Origin of the sequence: Methylobacterium brachiatum (genome assembly GCF_020523825.1) — a bacterium.
GTDB lineage: Bacteria > Pseudomonadota > Alphaproteobacteria > Rhizobiales > Beijerinckiaceae > Methylobacterium > Methylobacterium brachiatum.
On record NZ_JAJALK010000020.1, the window covers coordinates 18,503 to 40,210 of the forward strand.

Annotated in this window: 18 protein-coding genes and 2 pseudogenes; 16 read left to right on the forward strand and 4 right to left on the reverse strand. The window is 66.7% G+C overall.

Translation table 11 applies throughout. The features are described from left to right. Positions 1–1,081: 1,081 nt before the first annotated feature. A complete protein-coding gene (locus LGR69_RS27625) occupies positions 1,082–2,086 on the reverse strand; it encodes an IS481 family transposase (RefSeq protein WP_230368040.1) in 1,005 nt (334 codons plus the stop codon). A 21-nt stretch (positions 2,087–2,107) separates the two neighbouring features. Continuing rightward, positions 2,108–2,305, reverse strand: a pseudogene (locus LGR69_RS27630) (ATP-binding protein); the annotation flags it as partial. 141 nt (positions 2,306–2,446) lie between these two features. Here LGR69_RS27630 and LGR69_RS27635 point away from each other — a divergent pair. The 12 genes and pseudogenes from LGR69_RS27635 (at position 2,447) to LGR69_RS27690 (ending at position 15,324) form a co-directional block, all read left to right on the forward strand. Beyond that, on the forward strand, positions 2,447–3,295 hold the full coding sequence (locus LGR69_RS27635; protein ID WP_007558381.1) for a hypothetical protein: 849 nt from the start codon (positions 2,447–2,449) through the stop codon (positions 3,293–3,295). Between the two features lie 619 nt (positions 3,296–3,914). Next, positions 3,915–4,850, forward strand: a complete 936-nt coding sequence (locus LGR69_RS27640) for a MurR/RpiR family transcriptional regulator (RefSeq protein WP_230368066.1) — start codon at positions 3,915–3,917, stop codon at positions 4,848–4,850. Further along, positions 4,847–5,824 (forward strand): isoaspartyl peptidase/L-asparaginase family protein, encoded by a 978-nt coding sequence (locus LGR69_RS27645; RefSeq protein WP_230368041.1) that lies wholly within the window; start codon positions 4,847–4,849, stop codon positions 5,822–5,824. Before LGR69_RS27640 ends, LGR69_RS27645 begins: the two co-directional genes overlap by 4 nt. An 8-nt stretch (positions 5,825–5,832) precedes the next feature. Continuing rightward, positions 5,833–7,746: a dipeptide ABC transporter ATP-binding protein gene (locus LGR69_RS27650; protein ID WP_230368042.1), complete on the forward strand. Its 1,914-nt coding sequence runs from the start codon at positions 5,833–5,835 to the stop codon at positions 7,744–7,746. 31 nt (positions 7,747–7,777) lie between these two features. Further along, positions 7,778–9,325, forward strand: coding sequence for a glutathione ABC transporter substrate-binding protein GsiB (gsiB, locus tag LGR69_RS27655; protein ID WP_230368043.1), 1,548 nt, complete (start codon positions 7,778–7,780; stop codon positions 9,323–9,325). 105 nt (positions 9,326–9,430) lie between these two features. Then, complete coding sequence (gene gsiC / locus LGR69_RS27660) at positions 9,431–10,351, forward strand: glutathione ABC transporter permease GsiC (RefSeq protein WP_230368044.1); 921 nt, start codon at positions 9,431–9,433, stop codon at positions 10,349–10,351. Positions 10,352–10,358: 7 nt separating this feature from the next. Beyond that, on the forward strand, positions 10,359–11,261 hold the full coding sequence (gene gsiD, locus LGR69_RS27665; RefSeq protein ID WP_230368045.1) for a glutathione ABC transporter permease GsiD: 903 nt from the start codon (positions 10,359–10,361) through the stop codon (positions 11,259–11,261). Continuing rightward, the gene (locus LGR69_RS27670) at positions 11,258–12,334 is read left to right on the forward strand and encodes a P1 family peptidase (RefSeq protein ID WP_230368046.1); all 1,077 of its coding nucleotides are present in this window, start codon (positions 11,258–11,260) and stop codon (positions 12,332–12,334) included. The genes gsiD and LGR69_RS27670 overlap by 4 nt, the downstream gene beginning before the upstream one ends. A gap of 3 nt (positions 12,335–12,337) precedes the next feature. Further along, on the forward strand, positions 12,338–13,153 hold the full coding sequence (locus LGR69_RS27675; RefSeq protein ID WP_050731672.1) for a M55 family metallopeptidase: 816 nt from the start codon (positions 12,338–12,340) through the stop codon (positions 13,151–13,153). Then, positions 13,152–13,250, forward strand: a pseudogene (locus LGR69_RS27680) (IS630 family transposase); the annotation flags it as partial. The gene LGR69_RS27675 and the pseudogene LGR69_RS27680, both read left to right, overlap by 2 nt. A 134-nt stretch (positions 13,251–13,384) precedes the next feature. Beyond that, positions 13,385–14,328 (forward strand): IS630 family transposase gene (locus tag LGR69_RS27685; protein WP_230368047.1). Its coding sequence is split into 2 segments (ribosomal slippage): positions 13,385–13,721 and positions 13,721–14,328, totalling 945 coding nucleotides; the frame shifts between segments, so codons are not numbered across the junction. A gap of 384 nt (positions 14,329–14,712) precedes the next feature. Next, positions 14,713–15,324: a DUF892 family protein gene (locus LGR69_RS27690; protein WP_230368048.1), complete on the forward strand. Its 612-nt coding sequence runs from the start codon at positions 14,713–14,715 to the stop codon at positions 15,322–15,324. 479 nt (positions 15,325–15,803) lie between these two features. On the opposite strand, the gene LGR69_RS27695 is transcribed toward LGR69_RS27690, so the two are convergent. After that, positions 15,804–16,538 (reverse strand): GntR family transcriptional regulator, encoded by a 735-nt coding sequence (locus LGR69_RS27695; protein ID WP_230368049.1) that lies wholly within the window; start codon positions 16,536–16,538, stop codon positions 15,804–15,806. A gap of 117 nt (positions 16,539–16,655) precedes the next feature. On the opposite strand from LGR69_RS27695, the gene LGR69_RS27700 reads away from it, so the two are divergent. From LGR69_RS27700 to LGR69_RS27715, 4 genes are all read left to right on the forward strand, one after another. Further along, a complete protein-coding gene (locus LGR69_RS27700; RefSeq protein ID WP_230368050.1) occupies positions 16,656–18,029 on the forward strand; it encodes a class-II fumarase/aspartase family protein in 1,374 nt (457 codons plus the stop codon). Positions 18,030–18,091: 62 nt separating this feature from the next. Beyond that, a complete protein-coding gene (locus LGR69_RS27705; RefSeq protein ID WP_230368051.1) occupies positions 18,092–19,432 on the forward strand; it encodes an MFS transporter in 1,341 nt (446 codons plus the stop codon). 60 nt (positions 19,433–19,492) lie between these two features. After that, complete coding sequence (locus LGR69_RS27710) at positions 19,493–20,338, forward strand: beta-keto acid cleavage family enzyme (RefSeq protein WP_230368052.1); 846 nt, start codon at positions 19,493–19,495, stop codon at positions 20,336–20,338. Continuing rightward, on the forward strand, positions 20,338–20,781 hold the full coding sequence (locus tag LGR69_RS27715; protein ID WP_230368053.1) for a PaaI family thioesterase: 444 nt from the start codon (positions 20,338–20,340) through the stop codon (positions 20,779–20,781). The genes LGR69_RS27710 and LGR69_RS27715 overlap by 1 nt, the downstream gene beginning before the upstream one ends. Before the next feature lie 67 nt (positions 20,782–20,848). On the opposite strand, the gene LGR69_RS27720 is transcribed toward LGR69_RS27715, so the two are convergent. Continuing rightward, positions 20,849–21,700 carry a fumarylacetoacetate hydrolase family protein gene (locus tag LGR69_RS27720; RefSeq protein WP_230368054.1) on the reverse strand — a complete coding sequence of 284 codons (852 nt, stop codon included), beginning with the start codon at positions 21,698–21,700 and terminating at the stop codon, positions 20,849–20,851. Positions 21,701–21,708: the final 8 nt, after the last annotated feature.

Here is a 21,708-nt window from a genome sequence, read left to right on the forward strand (position 1 = left end):
CCTGTCAGCCCCCCGTCAGGCTGGTGGCGTCATGCCGTGCGGGCGCGGGATGATTTCGCGCGCTCGGATCCCACTTGCCCCGCCATGGTCGAGCCCGTCTCCGCATGATCCAACCCCCGTCGCGCCGCGCCGCGCTCCTGCTGCTTGCCGGCGCGGTCCGGCCAGTACGCGCCTCGGAGTATGCCGACCGGGCCCGCCGCTGGAGGCACGCGATCGTCCCAGTTAGGGATTGCTGGCTTGAGCGGCGCGACAGGCGTGCTCTCGACGAGCAGCGCCAACATTGCGGTGCGTGAGCTTAGAAGGACGGCCGGCGGCTCGCCTGTGATAAGGCGCCACCGCTCGACAAAAACGGCAGCCGGCAGAACGTTCACTGCATCCGCACTAGACCTCAGGCCGTTCTCTGGCGGCTGAACGGGTGTACCCATGCGCCCTGAACGGGCACTGCCCTCTTACGGTCCATTCCTTTGTCGGAGATGGTGAAGTGGGCGTTCCCGCGGCAGATCATGGAAAAAGCCGGCGCTGGCGAACTGGGCGGGCGAAGTCTGTGATTTCGAACTCTAGGGAAGTCGAAAATCGCGGGGCCATATCGCCAAAGCCGGCACAGGAAAGCCCGCCACGATGCTGGATCGGGCGGGCTTTCAGCCTCGGACAAAGGTGTCACCGCGGAGCCCGAGGCTCTGATGGCGCCAGCTGTTGAGACAGGCACCGAAGGCAATTGTAGTGCTGCGGTGCAACAAGATAACCCGCCGCGGCGTGAGCCGGGCGGGCTGAAGTTGGGTCTCGGGGAGAGAACCCAGACTAAACGGTCGACGGCCTGATACTCCATCATGTGGCAGTTTTCGCTGCGTTCGAAACAGAAAAGCCCGCTCTGCTGTTGCTGGCGGGGCGAAAAATTATAGGATATTAAGCCTTTTCAGCGTGGGCTCAGCTGTAACGGGGGCGGCCGCAGTCTTCTTTGCGAAGGCTCGTCAGCCACGGTGCCGTTCATGACGAAATAGTGTGACCGCTACGCGCCTGTCCTCATAGCTTCGTCGGAGTGGCGTGCCTAGGCCACCTTGTCCCTCTGAAGCATAGGCGCAAGCTAGATGTTCGGTCCCGGCATGTGGTTTGACGGATCGAGCCTGAAACGTTCGGGCTCTTTCGTCCAGGTCTGGCAGATGAACTCGTAGGGGGTGAGGCCGCGTAGGGTCTTGAGCCGGCGGCCGTAGTTGTAGGCATCCACGAACAGCTGCAGGTGCTGCCGGAGCTCGTCATGGCTGGCGTAATGGTAGCGCTGGACCGTGGCGTCCTTGATGGTTCGGTTCATCCGCTCGACTTGACCATTCGTCCACGGGCAGCGCGGCTTGGTCAGGCGATGCTCGATCTTCGTCTGCTCGCAGGCCCAATCGAACGAGTGCCAGCGGTAGATGCGCGGCCGATCCTGGGTCGCCCAGTAGGCCGCCGCTTTGGCCTCGGCCTCCTCGTCCACCGGACGATTGTCGGCGAACTGGATGCCGTTATCCGTCAGCACCGTGTGGATCGTGTACGGCACGGCGGCGACCAGATCGTGTAGAAAGGCTGCCGCGATGCGCTGCGTCGCCCTCTCGTGCAGTTGAACGAAGGCGAACTTGCTTGTGCGGTCGATGGCCACGAACAGGTGTAGCTTGCCCTGTTCGGTGCTGACCTGCGCGATGTCGATGTGGAAGTAGCCGATCGGGTAGGCCTTGAAGCGCGAGCGCTTGGGTTTGTCGCCGTCAACATCCGGCAGGCGACTGATGCCGTGACGCTGCAGACAGCGATGCAGCGACGAGCGGGTCAGGTGCGGCAAGCTCGGCTGCAACGCGTAGAGGCAGTCGTCGAGCGGCAACAGGGTATGCCGCCGGAAGGCGACGATGACCGCCTCGTCCTCCACGCTGAGCACGCTGGAGCGGGGCTCCTTCGGTCCCATCCGCGCATCGGTACTGGTCTGGCGCGAGCGCCACTTCTGCACCGTCGTGGCGCTGATGCCGTAGCGCTTGGCGGCGGCCCTCACGCTCTCTTGACGAGCTTGGATTGCCCGACGGATCATCTCAGTCGTCGTGGCGCTGCCGTGGAGAACCTGTCCCATAGCGCGTCCCTCCATGCGGCATCATTTGTACCACCACACAGCGGGACCAAACATCAGGTTGACCAGCGCCACGTCGCCACCATGAGCGCGGACCACTGACCGCGCGATGGCCAGGCCGAGACCGGTCCCGCCCGTGGCCGCGTTGCGCGAACTCTCCAATCGTGCGAAGGGCGCAAACAACTCCTCGATCCTGTCAGGCGGAATGCCCGGCCCGTCATCGTCGACTCCTACGAACCTGCTTCGGAGTCTGACGCCCCGACATTTCGCTGGGCGCTTTGCTCAATATGGGCCGCCGCTCACTTGATGTCATGATGCTGATCGACACAGCAGGTCGTTTGCTCGATTTGTGAGAGACCAGTCATGTTCGACGTGACGAAGATGCTGGCCGACGCGCTTGGCGAGCACCTCGCGCTCACCTACCAGCGCACCTTTGGCAGTCGTGAACCACGTTTCGCGGAGGTGATCGAGGCGTCCGCACGTCTGACCATCGAGCGCATCGTCGGCAGCGATGCGCTTTACCACGATGGCGACCATACCGCCCTCGTCACCCTCGTGGCTCAGGACATCCTGCGCGGCCGGTTCCTCGACAAGGGCATCACGCCAGAGGATTGGCTGCATATGATCTTGGCCGCCCTGTATCACGACATCGGCTACGTGCGCGGTGTATGCTCAGGTGACCAGGCGAACGCCTTCGTCATCGACGCGCAGGGCACGACCATCGGTCTGCCGCGCGGCGCCTCGGACGCGGCGTTGGCGCCCTACCACATCGAACGCTCGAAGCTGGCGGTGCAGGAGCGCTTCGGCACACATGATCTCGTCGATGCGCAGCGGGTGATGCGGGCCATCGAGTTGACCCGCTTCCCCGTGCCCGCGGACGATGAGCACCGGGAGACTGGGACCGAAGCTGGCCTAATGCGTGCGGCGGACCTGATCGGGCAACTCGGTGATCCACTCTACCCACGCAAACTGAACGCGCTGTTCCACGAGTTCGCCGAGGTCGGCCTCGACGCCCAACTCGGCTATGCCAGCCCGGCCGACCTCGCGGAGCGGTATCCGGCGTTCTTCTGGGGCAAGATCGAACCGGTCATCGGCGACGCGGTGCGCTTTCTCGATTTGACGGTGGAAGGGCGGAGCTGGGTGGCCAACCTCTACAGCCATGTGTTTGCGATCGAGCATGACCGTCGCCGCATGGGACCACACCCAGGCTGAGTTGCAGAAGTGGTCCTCACGCAGGCGAAAGTGGTGATAGCTTTCGAGAACAACCGCGCTCACGCTATGACGTATCGTCGGCTTTGCGCCCATCTCGGCCATTCAGGAGGCCCTCGTCCTTGCCCGAAAGCGGCCCCCGATGTGATGACTCTGGTCTGCTTGTAGCCGAGCGAGCGCCCGACCTTGCGGTAGAGGCAAGACCTACGCACCACTAATACAAGCGTCGATCGCCAACGCTGACATGTTCGTCGGACCCGGCGAAAAATCTATCTCGCTGCTGAGATTACGGTTGGGCCACTGATTGAAGTGGCTTCTCGATGCCCCCGCAATGCGACGCACCACCTGCGCAAAGCGAGGCTGCCCGCGGCGCACCGCGTCACCGAAAGCTCTGCTCCGGACCGACGAACCGATTGCCCGCGAACCGAAATTATCCCGGCTCGCCTCGGGGCGAAGCCCCAGATCCGCATCTGATCACGAGTGAGATGACCCAATCCCTCTGAAAAGTTCAGCGATTTGTGCAGCTGGTGCCGCGAAAATAAGCGTCGAAGCGCTTGCGGATGATCGAAAAAATTCTCAGACTGATGATCGGTGAGAATTTTTGATCGGCTTAAGCGTCGTGGTGTTGGAGCCTAAGGAACCTTCTGTCGCGCAACGGATCGCGCACGCGTTTCCGGCGCTCAGCTCCGCTCACCGAGACGTCGCCCGCTTCGTCCTTGATCATCCGTTGCGCGCTGCGACCCTGCCCGTGAATGAGCTTGCCGACTTGGTCGGCGTCTCAGTCGCCACCGCTAATCGGTTTGCCCGCGCTGTGGGCTATGAGGGCTACGCAAAGTTCCGCGCGGCCCTCGTCCTCGGCTATGAGAAGGCGCTCGCACCGGTCGAGAAGCTGCGCGGCAGCCGAGATCAGCCCGCGACCGCGTCCGGCATCCTCGACGGAGCCTTGGCCGACATCATTCGCAACATCGAGGCGACACGCCGCGGGCTCGACGGCCAGACCTGTGCGCAGGCCGTCGAGGCGATCCGCCGGGCCCGACGGGTCTACATTGTTGGGCTGGGCAGCAGCAGCTGGCCAGCCGGCATCCTGGCGCGCAACCTCGACGTCAACCGCGAGGACGTCCATCTGCTGGCAACCCTGGAGGGGCCCGGCTTCGCCGCCCGGACTCTGCGCCGGCTGACGACCGACGACCTCGTCATCGCGCTCGCAACCCCGCGGTACTTCGCCGACACGGTGCGGCTGGCCGAGATCGCCCGGAAGCACGGCGCCGCGGTCCTGGCGCTGACCGACGGACCGCACTCGCCCCTCGTCGCCACCGCTACGATCGCGCTCTACGTGCAGACTGACTGCCACTACTTCGCCGCCTCGGATGCCAGCCTGACGGCCCTCGTGGAGGCCCTGGCGAGTGCCTTCGCCCACGCCACCGTGGATCTCGTTCCGGCGGCGACGCGGGTGACGGAGGCCGTGCTGCCGTGGCTCGACCGCGACTACGCCGCCTGGCCGCCTCAGGGCGGATCCAACGACCTGTCCGACACCCCGCCTCCGGGAACCGTTCCATGAGCGACCACCGCCCCGTACTCGTGATCCACGGCGGCGCCGGGACGATCGCGTCGGGCCAGGCCGATCCGGGCGAAGCGCGCTATCACGCGGCCCTCGCCGAGATCCTGGCGGCCGGAGCGGCCTGCCTCGCCGCAGGCGGCAGCGCCCTCGACGCCGTGAGTGTCGCCGTCGACCTCCTGGAGGAGTGCCCGCTCTTCAACGCCGGCCACGGCGCCGTCTTCACCAGCGCCGAGACCCACGAGCTGGACGCCGCGATCATGGACGGCGCCACCCTGCGGGCCGGCGCTGTCGCGGGCGTCTCGCGGGTGCGCCGGCCTGGCCGCGCCGCTCGCGCGGTGATGGGGGCGGGCGAGCACGTCCTGATGGCCGGGGCTGGCGCCGAGGCCTTCGCGGAGCAGCACGGTCTGGAGATGGTCGAACCGGATTTCTTCTCGACGGAGGCCCGCCGCGACCAGCTCCGCCGGGCACTGGCCGCCGGGCAGGTCGCCCTCGACCACGATACGGCGTCGGGGCCCCTCGACGAGACCCGCAAGTTCGGCACGGTGGGCGCCGTCGCCCTCGACCGGGACGGCCATCTCGCCGCCCTGACCTCGACCGGCGGCATGACCAACAAGCGTCCCGGCCGGATCGGCGACTCGCCGCTGATCGGCGCGGGCACCTACGCGGACGACCGGACCGCCGCCGTCTCCTGCACCGGCACGGGGGAAGCCTTCATCCGCGTCGCGGCGGCGCACGATGTCTGCGCGCGCATGGCCTACGGGGGCCAGGACCTCGCGGCGGCGGCCCGGGCGGTGGTCGAGGACGCGCTCCCGGCGGTCGGGGGCCGCGGCGGACTGATCGCTGTCGACGCGCGCGGCCGTGTCGCGATGCCGTTCAACACCGAGGGCATGTATCGCGGCCTCGTCCGCCCCGGCGAGGCGCCAACCACCGCGATCTTCGGCGAGTCCCGCCGCGTCCCAGCTCCCGCGCGCTGAGATCCGACATGCCGACCATCGCAGCCGGAACCGGCTCTCCCACCGCGATGCCCGACGGGCGCGTCGTCTCCGTCACCGGCCTCACCGTCGGCTTCGCGACCTCCGAGCGGGTCGTGGAGGCGGTCCGCGACCTGTCGTTCCACGTCGATGCCGGCGAGACCCTGGCGATCGTCGGCGAGTCCGGGTCCGGCAAGTCCGTGACCTCGCTGAGCCTGATGCGCCTCGTCGAGCACGGCGGCGGCCGGATCGCGGCCGGGCAGATGCTGTTCCGGCGCAACTCGGGCGAGATCCTCGATCTCGCCGCAGCCCCGAACGCCAAGATGCGGGCGATCCGCGGCGCCGAGATCGCGATGATCTTCCAGGAGCCGATGACCTCCCTGAACCCGGTCTTCACCGCTGGGGACCAGATCGCGGAATCGATCCGCGTCCACCAGGGGAAGAGCGCCTCCGCCGCCCGGGCCGAAACTCTGCGGATGCTCGACCTCGTGCGCATCCCTGAGGCGCGCAACGTCCTCACGCGCTACCCGCACCAGCTCTCCGGCGGCATGCGCCAGCGCGTGATGATCGCCATGGCCCTATCCTGCAAGCCGCAGCTGCTCATCGCCGACGAGCCGACCACGGCCCTCGACGTCACGATCCAGGCGCAGATCCTTGAGCTGATCCGCAGCCTCCAGGCCGAGATGAGGATGGGCGTCGTCTTCATCACCCACGACATGGGCGTCGTGGCCGAGATCGCCGACCGCGTGCTGGTCATGTACCGCGGCGACAAGGTCGAGGAGGGGGCGGCGCCCGCGCTCTTCGCCGCGCCACGCCACGCCTACACCCGGGCGCTGCTCGCGGCCGTGCCCAAGCTCGGCGCCATGGCGGGCAGCGACCTGCCGCGGAAGTTCGACCTGCTGCGGGCCGAGGCCCGGGAACAGCCGACAGGGCAGGCGGCCCCAGCCGCGGTCGACGCGCCCCATGACACCGTTCGCGCCGGCGCTGGGCCGATCCTGCGGGTGCGCGACCTCGTCACCCGGTTCGACATCCGCGGTGGCCTGCTGAACCGCGTGCGCCGCCGCGTCCACGCGGTGGAGCGGGTCAGCTTCGATCTCCATCCCGGCGAGACCCTGGCCCTCGTGGGCGAATCCGGCTGCGGCAAGTCCACGACGGGCCGCTCGCTCCTGCGCCTCGTGGAGAGCGAGAGCGGCCTGATCGAGTTCGACGGCGGCAACGTCCGCGACCTGCCCCCCGGGCAGCTCCGCGGCCTGCGGCGCAACATCCAGTTCATCTTCCAGGACCCCTACGCGTCCCTCGATCCGCGTCTGACCGTGGGCTTCTCGATCATGGAGCCGCTGCTGGTTCACGGGATCGCGACGCGCCGGGAGGCCGAGGCGCGGGTGGCGTGGCTGCTCGAGCGCGTCGGGCTCACGCCCGACCAGGCGCAGCGCTACCCGCACGAGTTCTCGGGCGGGCAGCGGCAGCGCATCGCCATCGCCCGGGCGCTCGCCCTGAACCCGAAGGTCATCGTCGCCGACGAGGCGGTCTCGGCCCTCGACGTGTCGATCCAGGCGCAGATCGTGAACCTGATGCTCGACCTCCAGCGCGAGTTCGGCCTCGCCTACCTGTTCATCAGCCACGACATGGCGGTGGTCGAGCGGATCAGCCACCGGGTGGCGGTGATGTATCTCGGCCAGATCGTCGAGATCGGGCCGCGCCGGGCGATCTTCGAGAACCCGCAGCACCCCTACACCCGCAAGCTGATGGCGGCGGTTCCGGTCGCCGACCCGGCCCACCGGCACCTGCGCGCCCGCCGGCTCCTGACCGACGAGATCCCGAGCCCCGTCCGGGCGATCGGCGACGAGCCGCAGGTCGCGCCTCTCGTCGAGATCGGCCCCGGTCATCTCGTCGCCCGCCACACGGTCGGCGGCCTCGCCGCCTGACACCGCCTATCCCCGCCAGCAGGATCGTCCCATGCCCCGAGGTCTGACCATGTTCGAGCGCTTCCTCCTCGCCGCCGGCCTGCTCGCCGTGGCGGCCGCGCCCGCCGCCGCGGCGGGCGACCCGATCCTGGCGATCAGTGGCCAGCCCGAGACCCTCGACCCGTACAACACCAACACGACGCTCACGACCGCCGTCACCAAGTCGTTCTACGAGGGCCTCTTCGGCTTCGACAAGGATCTCAAGGTCCGCAACGTCCTGGCCGAGAGCTACGAGAACTCGCCCGACGGTCTGGTCTACACGTTCAAGCTGCGCGAGGGCGTGAAATTCCACGACGGCACGACGTTCGACGCCGCTGCGGTGAAGGCCAATCTCGACCGCGTCCTCGACCCGGAGAACCACCTCGCGCGGTACAACCAGTTCAACCGCATCAAGACGATCGAGGTGCTCTCGCCCACGAGCCTGCGCATCACCCTGAAGGAGCCGTTCGGGCCGTTCATCAACTCGCTGGCCCACGCCTCGGCGGCGATCATCTCGCCCACGGCCCTGAAGAAGTACGGCAAGGACATCGCCTTCCATCCGGTCGGCACCGGACCGTTCACCTTCGTCGACTGGAAGCAGACCGACTACGTCAAGGGTGCCAAGTTCGCCGATTACTGGCAGGCCGGCTTCCCGAAGGTCGACACCATCACGTGGAAGCCGGTGCCCGAGAACGGCACCCGCGCCGCCATGCTGCAGACCGGCGAGGCCGATTTCGCCTTCCCGCTGCCCTACGAGCAGGCCAAGATGCTCGAATCCAACAAGAAGCTGAAAATCGAGGTCCACGCCTCGATCATCGAGCGGTATCTCAGCATGAACGTGCTGCAGAAACCGTTCGACGACCTGCGCGTCCGACAGGCGATCAACTACGCGATCAACAAGGAGGCGTTGGCCAAGGTCGCCTTCTCGGGCTACGCCTTCCCCGCGCAGGGCATCGTCCCGCAGGGCGTGCGCTACGCCCACAAGATGGATCCGTGGCCCTACGACCCGGCCAAGGCGCGCCAACTCCTGAAGGAGGCCGGCTACGCCAACGGCTTCGAGGCGACCCTCTGGAGCGCCTACACCACCACCACCGCCCAGAAGGCGATCCAGTTCCTCCAGCAGCAGCTCGGCCAGGTCGGCATCAAGGTCCAGACCCTGGCCCTGGAGCCCGGCCAGCGCACCGAGTGGGTGCAGACCGCCCCCGATCCGAAGACCGCGCGCGTCCGCCTCTACTATGCCGGCTGGTCGTCCTCCACCGGCGAGGCCGATTGGGGCCTGCGGCCGCTGCTGGCGACGGAGGCGTGGCCGCCCAAGCTGAACAACACCGCCTACTACAGCAACGCCGAGTTCGACGCCCTCCTCGCCAAGGCGCTGGTCTCGACGAACGACGCGGAGCGGGCCGAGCTCTACGCCAAGGCGCAGGAGATCGTGATGAAGGACGCGCCCTGGGCGCCGCTGGTGACCGAGCGGAATCTCTACGCGACCTCCGCGCGGCTCTCCGGCGTCTACGTCATGCCCGACGGCAACATCGATTCCGGCGAAATCGCTGTCGCGCAGTAGCCGCCGATCGCGGACGCTGCGCCGGGTGGCCCGATCGACGGCCATCCCGGCGCGGCGCTCCCGCGCGATCGCCTCACGGAAACCCCGGATCCCGGGCGCGAGCCTATGCTGACCTTCCTGCTCAAGCGGCTCCTCGGGCTGCTGCCGACGCTGCTGATCGTCTCGATCCTCGTCTTCCTGTTCGTCCACCTGCTGCCCGGCGATCCGGCGCGGCTGGCGGCCGGGCAGGATGCCGACGCCCAGACGGTGGCGCTGGTGCGCACCGAGCTCGGCCTCGACCGGCCCCTGCCAGAACAGTTCGTGCGCTACTTCGCCAACCTCGCCCGCGGCGATCTCGGCGTCTCGATCCGCACCCGCCGCCCGGTCTCGACCGAGATTGGCGAGCGCTTCCTGCCGACCCTCCTGCTCACGCTCACCAGCATGGCCTGGGCGGTCGCCTTCGGGCTGATCATCGGCATCGTCTCGGCGGTCTACCGCAACGAATGGCCCGACCGGGTCGGGATGACGCTCGCCGTGTCCGGCATCTCGTTTCCCGCCTTCGCGCTCGGCATCCTCCTGATGCAAATCTTCTCGGTCGAGCTCGGCTGGCTGCCGACCGTCGGCGCCGACACGTGGCGGCACTATGTGCTGCCGTCGCTGACGCTGGGCGCGGCCGTGGCCGCCGTGATGGCCCGCTTCACGCGCGCCGCCTTCGTCGAGGTCATCGGCGAGGATTTCGTGCGCACCGCGCGTGCCAAGGGCCTCAAGGAGCGCGTCGTCATCGCCAAGCACTGCCTGCGCAACGCCCTGATCCCGGTCGTGACCATGATGGGCCTGCAGTTCGGCTTCCTGCTCGGCGGCTCGATCGTCGTGGAGGCGGTGTTCAATTGGCCCGGCATGGGCCGTCTGCTCGTCGATGCCGTGAACCAGCGCGACTACCCTGTGATCCAGGCCCTGGTCCTGTTGTTCTCGCTGGAGTTCATCCTGATCAACTTGGTCGTGGACGTGCTCTACGGCCTCATCAACCCGACCATCCGCTACAGGTGAGCCGGCCGTGACCGACATCCTCGTCCCCGCCGCCCCCACCGTCGCGCCCGTCCCTACCGGCATCCGGACGCCGTGGTCGGAATTCTGGCGCAAGTTTCGGCGCCAGCGTGTCGCCGTCGTCGCCCTGGGCTTCATCGGCCTGCTGGTCGCGGTGGCCGTGCTGGCTCCGTGGATCGTGCCCTACGACCCGGTCAACGACTTCGACTACGACCGGATCAACGAGGGCCCCTCTCTCGCGCACTGGCTCGGTGTCGATCCCCTCGGACGCGACATCCTGAGCCGCATCGTCGAGGGCTCGCGGATCTCCCTCGCGACTGGCTTCCTCTCGGTCGCCGTCGGCGGCCTGGTCGGGACCGTGCTCGGTCTCCTGGCGGGCTATTACGGCGGCTGGTGGGACCGGATCGTCATGCGGATGTCCGACGTGCTGTTCGCCTTCCCGGGCATCCTGCTGGCGCTCGGCGTCGTCGCCATTCTGGGCTCAGGGCTGGTCAACGTCGTCGTGGCGGTCTCGGTCTTCAGCGTCCCGGCCTTCGCGCGCCTCGTGCGCGGCACGACCCTGGTCCTGAAGAACACCACCTACATCGAGGCCGCGCGGAGCATCGGCGCTCCCGACCGGACGATCATCCTGCGCCACATCCTGCCGGGCACGATCTCGGGCATCGTGGTCTATTTCACCATGCGGCTGGGTACCTCGATCATCACGGCCGCGAGTCTGTCCTTCCTCGGCATGGGCGCGCAGCCGCCGACGCCCGAATGGGGCGCCATGCTCAACGAGGCCCGCGCCGACATGGTCTCGGCGCCGCACGTGGCGCTGTTCCCGAGCCTCGCGATCTTCTTCACGGTGCTGGCCTTCAACCTCCTCGGCGACGGCCTGCGCGACGCCCTCGACCCGAAGATCGACCGCCTGTGACGGACATCGCCCCTCCGCGCCCCGCGCCCCGCGTCGGCCGCCTGCCGCGGGGCGCGGGCGACGCCATCACCGACGTCCCGGGCGTGACGGTCGGCCATTGCACGCTGGCCGAAGGCGACGTGCAGACCGGGGTGACGGTCGTGCGGCCGCACGGCGGCGATCCCTACCGAGACCGTGTTCCTGCGGCCGGCGTCGTGCTGAACGGGTTCGGCAAATCCGTCGGCCTGATGCAGGTCGAGGAACTCGGCGTGCTCGAGACGCCGATTGCCTTGACCAACACCTTCTCCGTGCCGGCGGTGGCCGCGGCCCAGATCCGCGCGGCGATCGCCGACAATCCAGAGATCGGGCGCGCGCTGCCGACGCTCAACCCGCTCGTGTTCGAGTGCAACGACGGCTACCTCAACGACATCCAGCGTATGGCGGTGGAGGCGTCCGACTATCGCGACGCCCTCGGCGCGGCCGGCGCCGACGTCGCGGAAGGATCGGTAGGGGCCGGGCGCGGGATGTCGAGCTTCGGCCTCAAAGGCGGCATCGGTACCGCCTCCCGGCGGGTCCGCACGCGCACGCGCGGCCGCTTCACGCTGGGCACCCTCGTCCTGTCGAATTTCGGCAAACCGTCCCAGATCCGGGTCTGCGGCACGCCGCTCGCCGCACACCTCCGGGCAGCCGCGGACGAACCGGAACCGGCCGCGGAGGCCCCGGAGAAGGGGTCGATTATCATGATCGTCGCCACCGACGCGCCCCTCGACGCGCGCCAGCTCCGCCGCCTCGCCCTGCGGGCCGGGGCGGGCCTCGCCCGGACCGGGTCGGTGTTCGGCCACGGCAGCGGCGACATCGCGCTCGCTTTCTCGACCGCCTACACCGTGCCGCACGATCCCATGCGCCCGATGCCGGCGCTCGCCCTGCTGCACGACACGGAGCTCGACCCGCTGTTCGAGGCTGCCGCGGACGGGATCGAGCAGGCGATCATCCACGCTTTGTGGCGGGCCGAGGCGGTGACGGGCCGCGACGGCCACAGGCGGCGCGCGCTGTCCGATCTCCTGCCCGGCTGGGCCGATATCCTCGGAGCCTGAGCGATGCGCATCCTGATCTCGACGGATATCGAGGGCGTCGCCGGGATCTACCATCGCGTCCAGACGACGCCGGGCAACCCCGAATACGAGCGCGCGCGGCTGCTGATGACGCGCGAGGCCAACGCCGCCATCGCGGGCGCGTTCGACGGCGGCGCGCGGGCGGTACTGGTCAACGACTCGCACGGCGACTTCCGCAACATGCCCCCCGACCTCCTCGATCCCAGGGCGCAGGTCGTGCAGGGTAAGCCGCGGCCCCTCGGGATGATGGCAGGCCTCGATCAGGACATCGATGCGGTTTGCCTCGTGGGCTACCACTCACGGGCGAGCGGACGGGGCATCCTGGCCCACACGATCAACAGCTTCGCCTTCGCCCGGCTAGAGATCAACGGCCTTGAACTTGGCGAAGCCGGTCTCTATGGCGCGCTGGCTGGCGAATACGGCGTGCCGGTCGTGATGGGGAGCGGCGACGACGTCTTCATCGCCGAGAACCATGCGCTGTTTCCTCAGACCCGATTCGTGGAAATCAAGCGTGCGACGGGACAGAACAGCGGCATCAGCCTCTCGCCCGCGCAGGCCTGCGCGGCGATCCAGAAGACCGTCGCGGCGGCGCTGCGGGATCATGCAGCGCAGCCACTCCGCTTCGACGCTCCTTTCGAGATCCGCATGTGGGCACAATCTCCTGCTCTGGCGGATCTGTTCTGCGTTTGGCCGGCCCTGCGACGGGGAGAGGGCAATGAATTCGCATTCACTGCCGCACGCATCGAGGAGGCCGTTCGGATGATCAACTGCTTGTCAGCGATGTCGGCCGCGCTCCGGTGAAGTGAAGGCGGCGCAGGAGGCGTGGTTCGAGGCTTCGCCCGACCTCGACCCCGGCCGGCTCGACTTCCCCGATGAGCCAGCGGCAGCCACCTCAATTGGGTTGGTAGAAGAACGTCCGCTTCTCCGGGCAGCCTTCTCTAGAGCATTTTCGGGTTGAGCTGAATCGGATGTCTGGGGTTCACGCGAGACTGTCGGGCTGATTCACTGATCGCTCCAGAGGAGGAGCGAGGCATGGGCCGACCCTACAGCCAGGATCTGCGGGAGCGGGTGGTCGACGCGGCAGGGGCGACGTCGCGCCGGCAAGCGGCCAAGCGCTTCGGGGTGGGGGCTGCGACCGCGATCCGCTGGATGACGGCGCTCGCCACGACCGGGACGGTGGCGGCCCGTCCGCAGGGGCGAGCCCGCCGCTCCAAGCTCGATCCGCACGAGGCGTTCTTGCGGCCCCTGATCGCCGAGCGGGACGACATCACCCTGGAGGAAATGCGCGCCCGCCTGCGGGAGGAGCGCGCGCTCCCGGTCGGGCTGGGCACCCTGTGGAGCTTCCTCGACGCGCGCGGCCTGACGTACAAAAAAAGACAGCCCACGCCGCGGAGCAGGACCGGCCGGACGTGAAGACGGCCCGCGAGGCCTGGTTCGAGGGTCAACCCGATCTCGATCCGGCCCGCCTCGTATTCCTCGACGAGACCTGGACCTCGACCAACATGGCCCGCACCCGTGGGCGCTCACCGCGCGGCGAGCGGCTGCGCTCGTCCGTGCCGCACGGCCACTGGAAGACCACCACCTTCGTGGCGGGCCTGCGCCTGTCCGGGCTCAGTGCGCCCTTCGTGCTCGATGGGCCGATCAACCGCGACGCCTTCCAGACTTACGTCGAGCGCGTGCTCGTGCCCGAACTCGCTCCCGGCGACATCGTCGTGATGGACAACCTCGGCAGCCACAAGGGCCCGGCGGTACGTGCCGCCATCGAAGCGGCAGGCGCGCAGTTGTTGTTTCTCCCGCCCTACTCGCCCGACTTCAACCCGATCGAGATGGCCTTCTCCAAGCTCAAGGCGCTGCTGCGCAAGGCCGCCGAGCGCACTGTCGAGGGATTGTGGGCAGCCATCGGACGGCTCATCGACACCATCACCCCCGATGAATGCGCTAACTTCTTCGCAGCCGCCGGATATGAACCAGATTAAATCGAAAACGCTCTAAAGCGGTCATTCCGCTTTCGGCCAGCTCCAGCCGCGTGAGCGGACGCCCTCGAACGGCTGGGTTGGGTCGGTAGCGGGAAGACCGCTTGGGTAGGATTGCTTACGGTGCGCGGCGGGGCAGATCCTGTGGCAAAACGGACCTCGCAGCCGGAGCCATTCACAACCGTTCCAGATAGTTGGAAAGGTCGACCCTGAGTGAACTCCACAAGCTCGGACTATCGCTCGCAGAGCTGAAGTGATCCTGAGTTGGACCCGGCGTTCGCCCGCCGCGTTGGCCGTTGTGGTCGCTCGCATCAACCGAACGGCTCGAGTGGTCAGGTCTGCCAAACAGACACTGAGCCAAGAACGGCGAACACGAGGCGGGAAACGATGTCAGGGAACCGGCGACTTTTCGAGGACGGGTTACATCTGCTCCACGAAGCGCATCGGCAGGGGGCGGCACAGGCGGCACGCAACTACAAGACGTCGACGCTGCCAAAGCTCAAGCAGATGCTCGAGGCGGGATCTAAGCAGAACATCGTTCAGCAGAAGCGGTTGGACGAAGTATTTGAATTAATCAGCATCAGGCCCGATCCCAAACAAGATCCAGCCATGCAGGGCATCTGCGATCTCAACGAAGCAGAAATAGCCAAGCACAGGAGCGCCGCCGACCGCGATCTCATCAACATTGAGTACGGTCAAGTTGCGGCTCATTTCTACATCGCCCGGTATGGGACGCTACGTAGTGCTGCACACGCGCTCGGACACGCCAAAGCCGCCAAGCTTTTAGATCGTACGCTTGTCGAGACCCGCGCGATCGATCAGGCTTTCACACAGCTCTACAATCATCTACTGGCACGCCGCACCTCGACTAGCTATCCGGACGAGACCGCGCTCGCCACCACGGCGTACATGCACCCCCGCCTTACGGTTGGGCTAGCGCTTGGCGGTATCTTGGTTGCGGTCGCGCTCTTGGAAGCAGGGCGATCCAAGCGACGCTGAAGGGCGGACGCAGCATGGCTCTTATGTGGGGCCTGCTGCCGTCTGCTTCAGGGGACGGGCGAATATATCTCGAATGGCCGGGTTGGGTCGGTAGGAGGCAGTCTGCTTTTCCGGCCTGCCTTCCCCGAAGCGGTCATTCCGCTTCCGGCCAGACTCCGTCACCCCAATTTGGCAGCGTACGCATAACCAGACATTCGGCTTGGCGCCCAATTCGGTCATCCTGTAGAGCCAGTGGATTGCCCAACAGCAGACATGCGTGCGGACGACGCAAGAGAGTTATTGTATTGCCCGGCAAGCCGGAAGCTTTCATGGCTTCACGAGTGCGGGACTCCCGCGGACCTGCGGCCTGGGTAAAAATCTGCCGCTCGATCATACATGTCGCAATTCGACCCCGGGATACCGCGTGTTCGTGCAAGCCCACGAGGCGTTGCGCGATTCCGCCTGAGATGGATCGCCTTAATCTGAGTTGTTGAAGCGATTCAGCCTATGCGTTCCCGATGGAGCAGCATGGAGAATTTGAAGCGCTCAGCCGGGTGGATCGTGAGCGTGATCTCGAACACCGCGCCAGCAATGTCCTGATAATGCCGAATGATGCGCAGGGCTGGCGACCCCATCTCGACTTGCAGAGGCGCGGCCAAGTCAGCCGGCACCAGCACCGCGTCGACATCCTGCCGGATGTTGGCGATCGTCCTGCCGCAGCGCTTCTCGATTAGGTCGCTGATTAGCACGTCCGGCGTCGAACGGATCGCCTCGGCAAGGTCGGCATAGGCCGCATCGACATAGGCGTCGGTCCACGCGACAGGCGGCGCGCCCGGCTCCCCGGTGCGGCGCAGGCTCGACACGCGCAGCCACTCCCGGTTGACCGCACAGCCGAGGGTCTTCGCGAGGGCGCGCCCCGCCGTTACGGGAGCAATCGTCTGAACCTCCCGTGTATGCGACACGCCGAACTGTATGAGGTCATCGACCGAGCCGAGGAACTGGCGATAGCCCGCCTGAGGCGACGCGGCCTCGACGCGGGTCCCGACCTTCTTACGGCGGGACACGAGCCCGAGATCCTGCAACTCTTGGATGGCCGACCGGATCGTATGGCGGCTCGCATTGTACAGGTCGCAGAGCTCGAGTTCGGTAGGCAGGAGCGAGCCGACCGGAAACCTTCCGTCCTCGATCGCCGCGGTCAGATCCCGGGCGACCTGCGCATATCGTGTTTCGCTCATGTCACTCGTTTACCCCGTCCGCGCGCACCCGTCGCGACCGTCGCGGTTGACGATATGTCCGGACATGATAGTGATCATTATGTCCGGACATGTGAGCCGCGACGGGGGAAATGCACCATGCCGGGACCGTCGCGCCCCACGGCCACGACCGTGCTCGACTCCATCCTGTTCCGGGATGCGTTCGGCACACCCCAAATGCGGGAGATCTTCTCCGACTACGCGCTGATCTCCCGTTACGCCGAGGTGGAGATCGCCCTGGCCAAGGCAGAAGCCCGCTGCGGCGTGATCCCCCAGGAGGCAGCCGAGGAGATCGCCCGTTTGACCGACGTATCGGCGCTGGATCTCGACCTGCTACGGCAGGAAACCGAGATCGTCGGCTACCCGATTCTCCCGCTCGTGCACCAGATGGTGAAGCAGTGCGGAGATGCCGGACGCTACGTCCATTGGGGCGCCACTACTCAGGACATTATGGATACGGCCGTCGTCCTGCAGGTGCGGGACGGCCTCGCGCTCATCGAGCAGGACATCGCTGAATTGCGGCGCATCCTGGCCGGTCTCTCGTTGCGCTACCGCGATACGCCAATGGCTGGCCGCACGCACCTGCAGCAGGCCCTGCCGGTCACGTTCGGTTATAAGACGGCGATCTGGCTCGCGATGTTCGACCGCCATGCTGAACGACTGGAGCAGCTGAAGTCGCGGGTGTTGGTCGGCGAGTTCGCGGGGGCCGCGGGTACGCTAGCCTCGCTCGGCGACAAGGGGTTGGAGGTGCAGGCAGCGCTCTGCGAGGAGTTGGGCCTCGGTATACCGGTCTCGACGTGGCACGTTGCCCGGGACGGATTGGCTGAGGTCGTCAATTTCTTCGGACTCGTCACCGGCTCCCTCGGCAAGGTCGCCCTCGACATCATGATCATGGCCTCGACCGAGTTCGGGGAGGTCTACGAGCCGTTCCTGAAGGGCCGCGGCGCGTCCTCGACCATGCCGCAGAAGCGCAACCCGATCTCGTCTGAACTGATCCTTGCGGCGTCCAAGGGCGTGCGCCAGCATGCCGGCCTGATGCTCGACGCGATGGTGCAGGATCTCGAGCGGGCGACAGGGCCGTGGCACGCCGAGTGGATGGCCATCCCGGAGAGCTTCGTGCTCACGGCCGGGGCGCTCCATCAGGCGAAGTTCGCCCTCGGCGGGCTCATCGTCGACGAGGCCAAGATGGCCGAGAACCTCGATCTCAGCCGCGGGCTCATCGTCGCCGAGGCCGTGATGATGGGGCTGGCGCCGCAGATCGGACGGCAGCAGGCCCACGACGTGGTCTACGACGCCTGCCGGGTCGTCAACACACAGGGCGGCACGTTGGCGGAGGCCCTCGCCGCCGATCCCGCCGTGTCCGAACGCATCGACCGCGCCACCATCGGTCGGCTCACCGCACCCCGGAACTACCTCGGGCTCGCGCCCGAGATGGTGGACCGCGTGCTGGGCTCGGTAGCCCGCGACGCGTGAGGCGGGCACTCGCGCGAGCCGGACAACCGGCAGAATCGCTCCGGACGTGCAAGGGGACAACGATGAACGAGAGCGCGAGTCTCGGTACGGCCGCCACGAGCACGGACCAGGGCATCGCCCCCGTCTATCGCAAGATCATCTGGCGCCTGATCCCATTCCTGTTTCTCTGTTACGTCCTGAACTACATCGATCGCGTGAACATCAGCTTCGCGAGTCTCCAGTTCCGGGAAGATCTGGGAATCAGCACCGCCGCCTACGGCTTCGGCGTCGGCATCTTCTTCGTGGGCTATGTCCTCTTCGAAGTGCCCAGCAACCTGATGCTGCAGCGGTTCGGCGCACGGACGACCATCATGCGGATCATGGTCGCCTGGGGCGTCGTCTCGATCTCGACCATGTTCGTCACGTCGGCGACTCAACTCTACGTCGTCCGGGTGCTCCTCGGTATCGCCGAGGCGGGGTTCTTCCCCGGCGTCGTCTTCTACCTGACGCTCTGGTTCCCGTCCGCGTTACGGGCCCGCATCATGGCGATGTTCGTGCTGGCGATCGCCGTGGCCGGCGTGTTCGGCGGCCCCGCCTCCGGGTTCATCATGAGCAGAATGTCGGACCTGTGGGGTCTGCGGGGCTGGCAGTGGCTGTTTCTCCTCGAAGGTATTCCCCCGGTCATCGCCGGCATCGCGGCGTATTTCCTCCTGAGCAACGGCCCGCACGATGCGGATTGGCTGAGCGCGGACGAGAAGGCCCTCGTCATCGCGGATCTCGCCGCCGAGGCGGAGGCCCGGGCGAACAGCAAGCACGGCTCCTTCCTGGCGGCTGCGCGGGATCCGCGCCTCTACGCCATCGCGGGGGCTTGGTTCACGATCGCTTGGTGCGGCTCGGTCATCAACTATTGGTCCCCCGCCATCATCCGCAACTCGGGCATATCCGACACGCTGACCATCGGCTTCCTGTCGGCCATTCCCTACGCCGTCGGTGCGCTCGGCATGCTGATCATCAACAGCCATTCAGACATCAAGCTCGAACGTCGCTGGCACTACGCGTTCAGTGCCGGCACGGCGGCCCTGGCCATCGGGTTGCTTCCCCTGGCCGCGAACACCTGGCAGCTCGCCATCGTACTGCTGACGATGCTGTCCGTCGGCTACCTCGCCTCGGTGGCGCTGTTCTGGTCGATCCCGACGGCCTACCTGTCGACGGGGGCCGCGGCCGGAAGCATCGCGCTCATCAGCAGCCTGGGTCAGCTCGGTGGCCTCACAGCGCCGAACATCATTGGATGGACCCAGCACATCACCGGCAATTTTGCGGCCGGCTTCTACACGGTCGCCTTCGGCATGGTCCTGGGCACGGGGATCATGCTGATCGCGATCCCGGCGAGGGTGTTGAAGGAACGGCGCATCGCCGAGCGATGACGCTGTGCGCCCGATCCTCGCTCCGGCGATCGAACTGCACATCCTTAGATGAGTGAGCGGATGAAACCCACAGTCGTATCCTGCGCTATCACCGGCTCCGTCCCGAGCAAGAAGGACAATCCGGCATTGCCGGTGACGCCGTCCGAGCAGATCGAGTCCACACACGCAGCTTTCGAAGCGGGGGCCAGTCTCGTTCATCTTCACGTGCGCAATGACGACGAAAGTCCGTCTTCCGATCCGGCGCGGTTCGCACGGGTCAAGGAAGGGATCGAAGCGCACTGCCCCGGCATGATCGTTCAGTTTTCGACGGGCGGCCGGGGGCGAGATCCGTCCGAGCGCAGCTCGGCCCTGCACCTCGGCCCCGACATGGCCTCCCTATCGACCGGATCGGTGAATTTCCCGACGGTCGTGTACCAGAACCCCACGAGCCTCGTCGACGATCTCGCCGGCAAGATGCGGGATTACGGCATTCGGCCCGAGATCGAGATCTTCGATCTGTCGCATCTCCACGGCGCGCGCCGGCTTATCGAGAAGGGACTGATGGACGATCGCCCGCACGTCCAGTTCGTGATGGGCGTCCAGAACGCGATGCCTGCTGATGAGCACCTGCTCGATCTTCTCCTCGCGGAGCTGCGCCGGGTGCTGCCCCACGCGACATGGACGGCGGCCGGGATCGGTCGCGCCCAAGCCACCGTGATGGAATGGGCGCTCGCCCGGGGGGCGGACGGCGTACGCACGGGATTGGAGGACAACATCCGCGTGACGCGGGATAGGCTGGCCCGCAGCAACGCGGAACTGGTGCAATTGGCGGCGGATGCGATCACGCGGCACGGCGGGCGGGTGGCAACGCCTCAGGAGGCACGGCAGGTTCTCGGACTCCGCCCGGCGGCAGAGGCCGTTCATTGATGCCCGATCTGTCACCGGATGCATCGGTCACGGAAGCCGTTCCGAGCGGGTGGGAACGGCTTCCAACCGAGGCGTTCGGCAACCACGTCGGTCCCTTCTGGCGACCGCCGGGTGAGGGAGACTGCCTTTGCGGGTTCACCGCGGACGGACGTCACGGCAACAAGCGCGACGTCGTGCATGGCGGCATGGTGGCGACGGCCTTCGATATCGGATTGGGCCATGCCTGCTGGAGCGCGGCCGACCGTAATCCGATCGTCACGGTGTCGTTGCTCATCCAGTATGTCGACGCCCTGAGGATGGGCGAGTTCGCGACCGTCCAGACTGAAATCGTGCGCGTGACGCGAAGCATGGTATTCGTTCGCGGCGTGATGAAAGTGGCGGACAGAACGATTGCGACGGCCGATGGTGTTTGGAAGCGCCTCGCGCCGCGGGCCGCTTCCTGAAGGCGGTCGAAGCGTAGCGAAGATGGAGGGCGGGTCGCCCACCGACCCTGAGCCGGCCGACAGCGCCCTAGCCGTGATCCACCCGCCGGATGCGCTGATTCTGCTGCCCGAGGCTCTCTATCCCTAGCGAGACCGTGTCGCCCGGCTGCAACCAGACGGGTTCGGGCTTGATGCCCATGCCGACGCCTGGCGGCGTGCCGGTCGCGATGATGTCGCCGGGCAGCAGCGTCATGTATCGGCTGCAATAAGCGATGATCTCACGAACGCCAAAGATCATCGTGCGCGTATTGCCCGTCTGACGGCGGGTTCCATTCACGTCGAGCCACATGTCGAGCTGCTGCGGATCGGCGATCTCGTCCTTCGTCACGAGCCAGGGTCCAATTGGACCGAACGTATCGCATCCCTTGCCCTTGTCCCATTGGCTAGACTGAAGCTGGAAGGCCCGCTCGGAGACGTCGTTCACGACGCAGTATCCGGCGACATAATCGAGGGCGTGCTCCTCGGTGACGTACTGCGCTGTCGATCCGATCACGACGCCGAGTTCCACTTCCCAGTCCAGTTTGGTGGAGTCGCGGGGTTGGATCGTGTCGTCGTTCGGCCCGCAGACGGCGCTCGGAGCCTTGAGGAAGATGATCGGCTCGCTCGGGATGGCCATGCCGGCCTCGGCCGCGTGGTCCGAGTAGTTGAGCCCGATGCAGATGAACTTCGAGAGGCCTGTGAACGGAACGCCGAGGCGGGGGCTTCCTTCTACCCGGGGAAGGCGCGTCGGATCCGTCTGTGCGATCCTGGCGAGACCGTCGGGCGCGAGTTCAGATGGACCAAGATCACGGCAAACCGACGAGAGGTCGCGGAGGACGCCTGCAGCATCAACCAGCGCAGGCCGCTCGGACCCAACCTCACCGTAGCGACAGAGCTTCATCAATCATC

Excerpts from the sequence above, each read along its gene's own strand:
- LGR69_RS27625 (WP_230368040.1), bottom strand. The coding sequence starts at position 2,086 with ATGGGACAGGTTCTCCACGGCAGCGCCACGACGACTGAGATGATCCGT.
- LGR69_RS27635 (WP_007558381.1), top strand. The coding sequence starts at position 2,447 with ATGTTCGACGTGACGAAGATGCTGGCCGACGCGCTTGGCGAGCACCTC.
- LGR69_RS27645 (WP_230368041.1), top strand. The coding sequence starts at position 4,847 with ATGAGCGACCACCGCCCCGTACTCGTGATCCACGGCGGCGCCGGGACG.
- LGR69_RS27650 (WP_230368042.1), top strand. The coding sequence starts at position 5,833 with ATGCCGACCATCGCAGCCGGAACCGGCTCTCCCACCGCGATGCCCGAC.
- gsiB (WP_230368043.1), top strand. The coding sequence starts at position 7,778 with ATGCCCCGAGGTCTGACCATGTTCGAGCGCTTCCTCCTCGCCGCCGGC.
- gsiC (WP_230368044.1), top strand. The coding sequence starts at position 9,431 with ATGCTGACCTTCCTGCTCAAGCGGCTCCTCGGGCTGCTGCCGACGCTG.
- LGR69_RS27675 (WP_050731672.1), top strand. The coding sequence starts at position 12,338 with ATGCGCATCCTGATCTCGACGGATATCGAGGGCGTCGCCGGGATCTAC.
- LGR69_RS27690 (WP_230368048.1), top strand. The coding sequence starts at position 14,713 with ATGTCAGGGAACCGGCGACTTTTCGAGGACGGGTTACATCTGCTCCAC.
- LGR69_RS27695 (WP_230368049.1), bottom strand. The coding sequence starts at position 16,538 with ATGAGCGAAACACGATATGCGCAGGTCGCCCGGGATCTGACCGCGGCG.
- LGR69_RS27700 (WP_230368050.1), top strand. The coding sequence starts at position 16,656 with ATGCCGGGACCGTCGCGCCCCACGGCCACGACCGTGCTCGACTCCATC.
- LGR69_RS27705 (WP_230368051.1), top strand. The coding sequence starts at position 18,092 with ATGAACGAGAGCGCGAGTCTCGGTACGGCCGCCACGAGCACGGACCAG.
- LGR69_RS27710 (WP_230368052.1), top strand. The coding sequence starts at position 19,493 with ATGAAACCCACAGTCGTATCCTGCGCTATCACCGGCTCCGTCCCGAGC.
- LGR69_RS27715 (WP_230368053.1), top strand. The coding sequence starts at position 20,338 with ATGCCCGATCTGTCACCGGATGCATCGGTCACGGAAGCCGTTCCGAGC.
- LGR69_RS27720 (WP_230368054.1), bottom strand. The coding sequence starts at position 21,700 with ATGAAGCTCTGTCGCTACGGTGAGGTTGGGTCCGAGCGGCCTGCGCTG.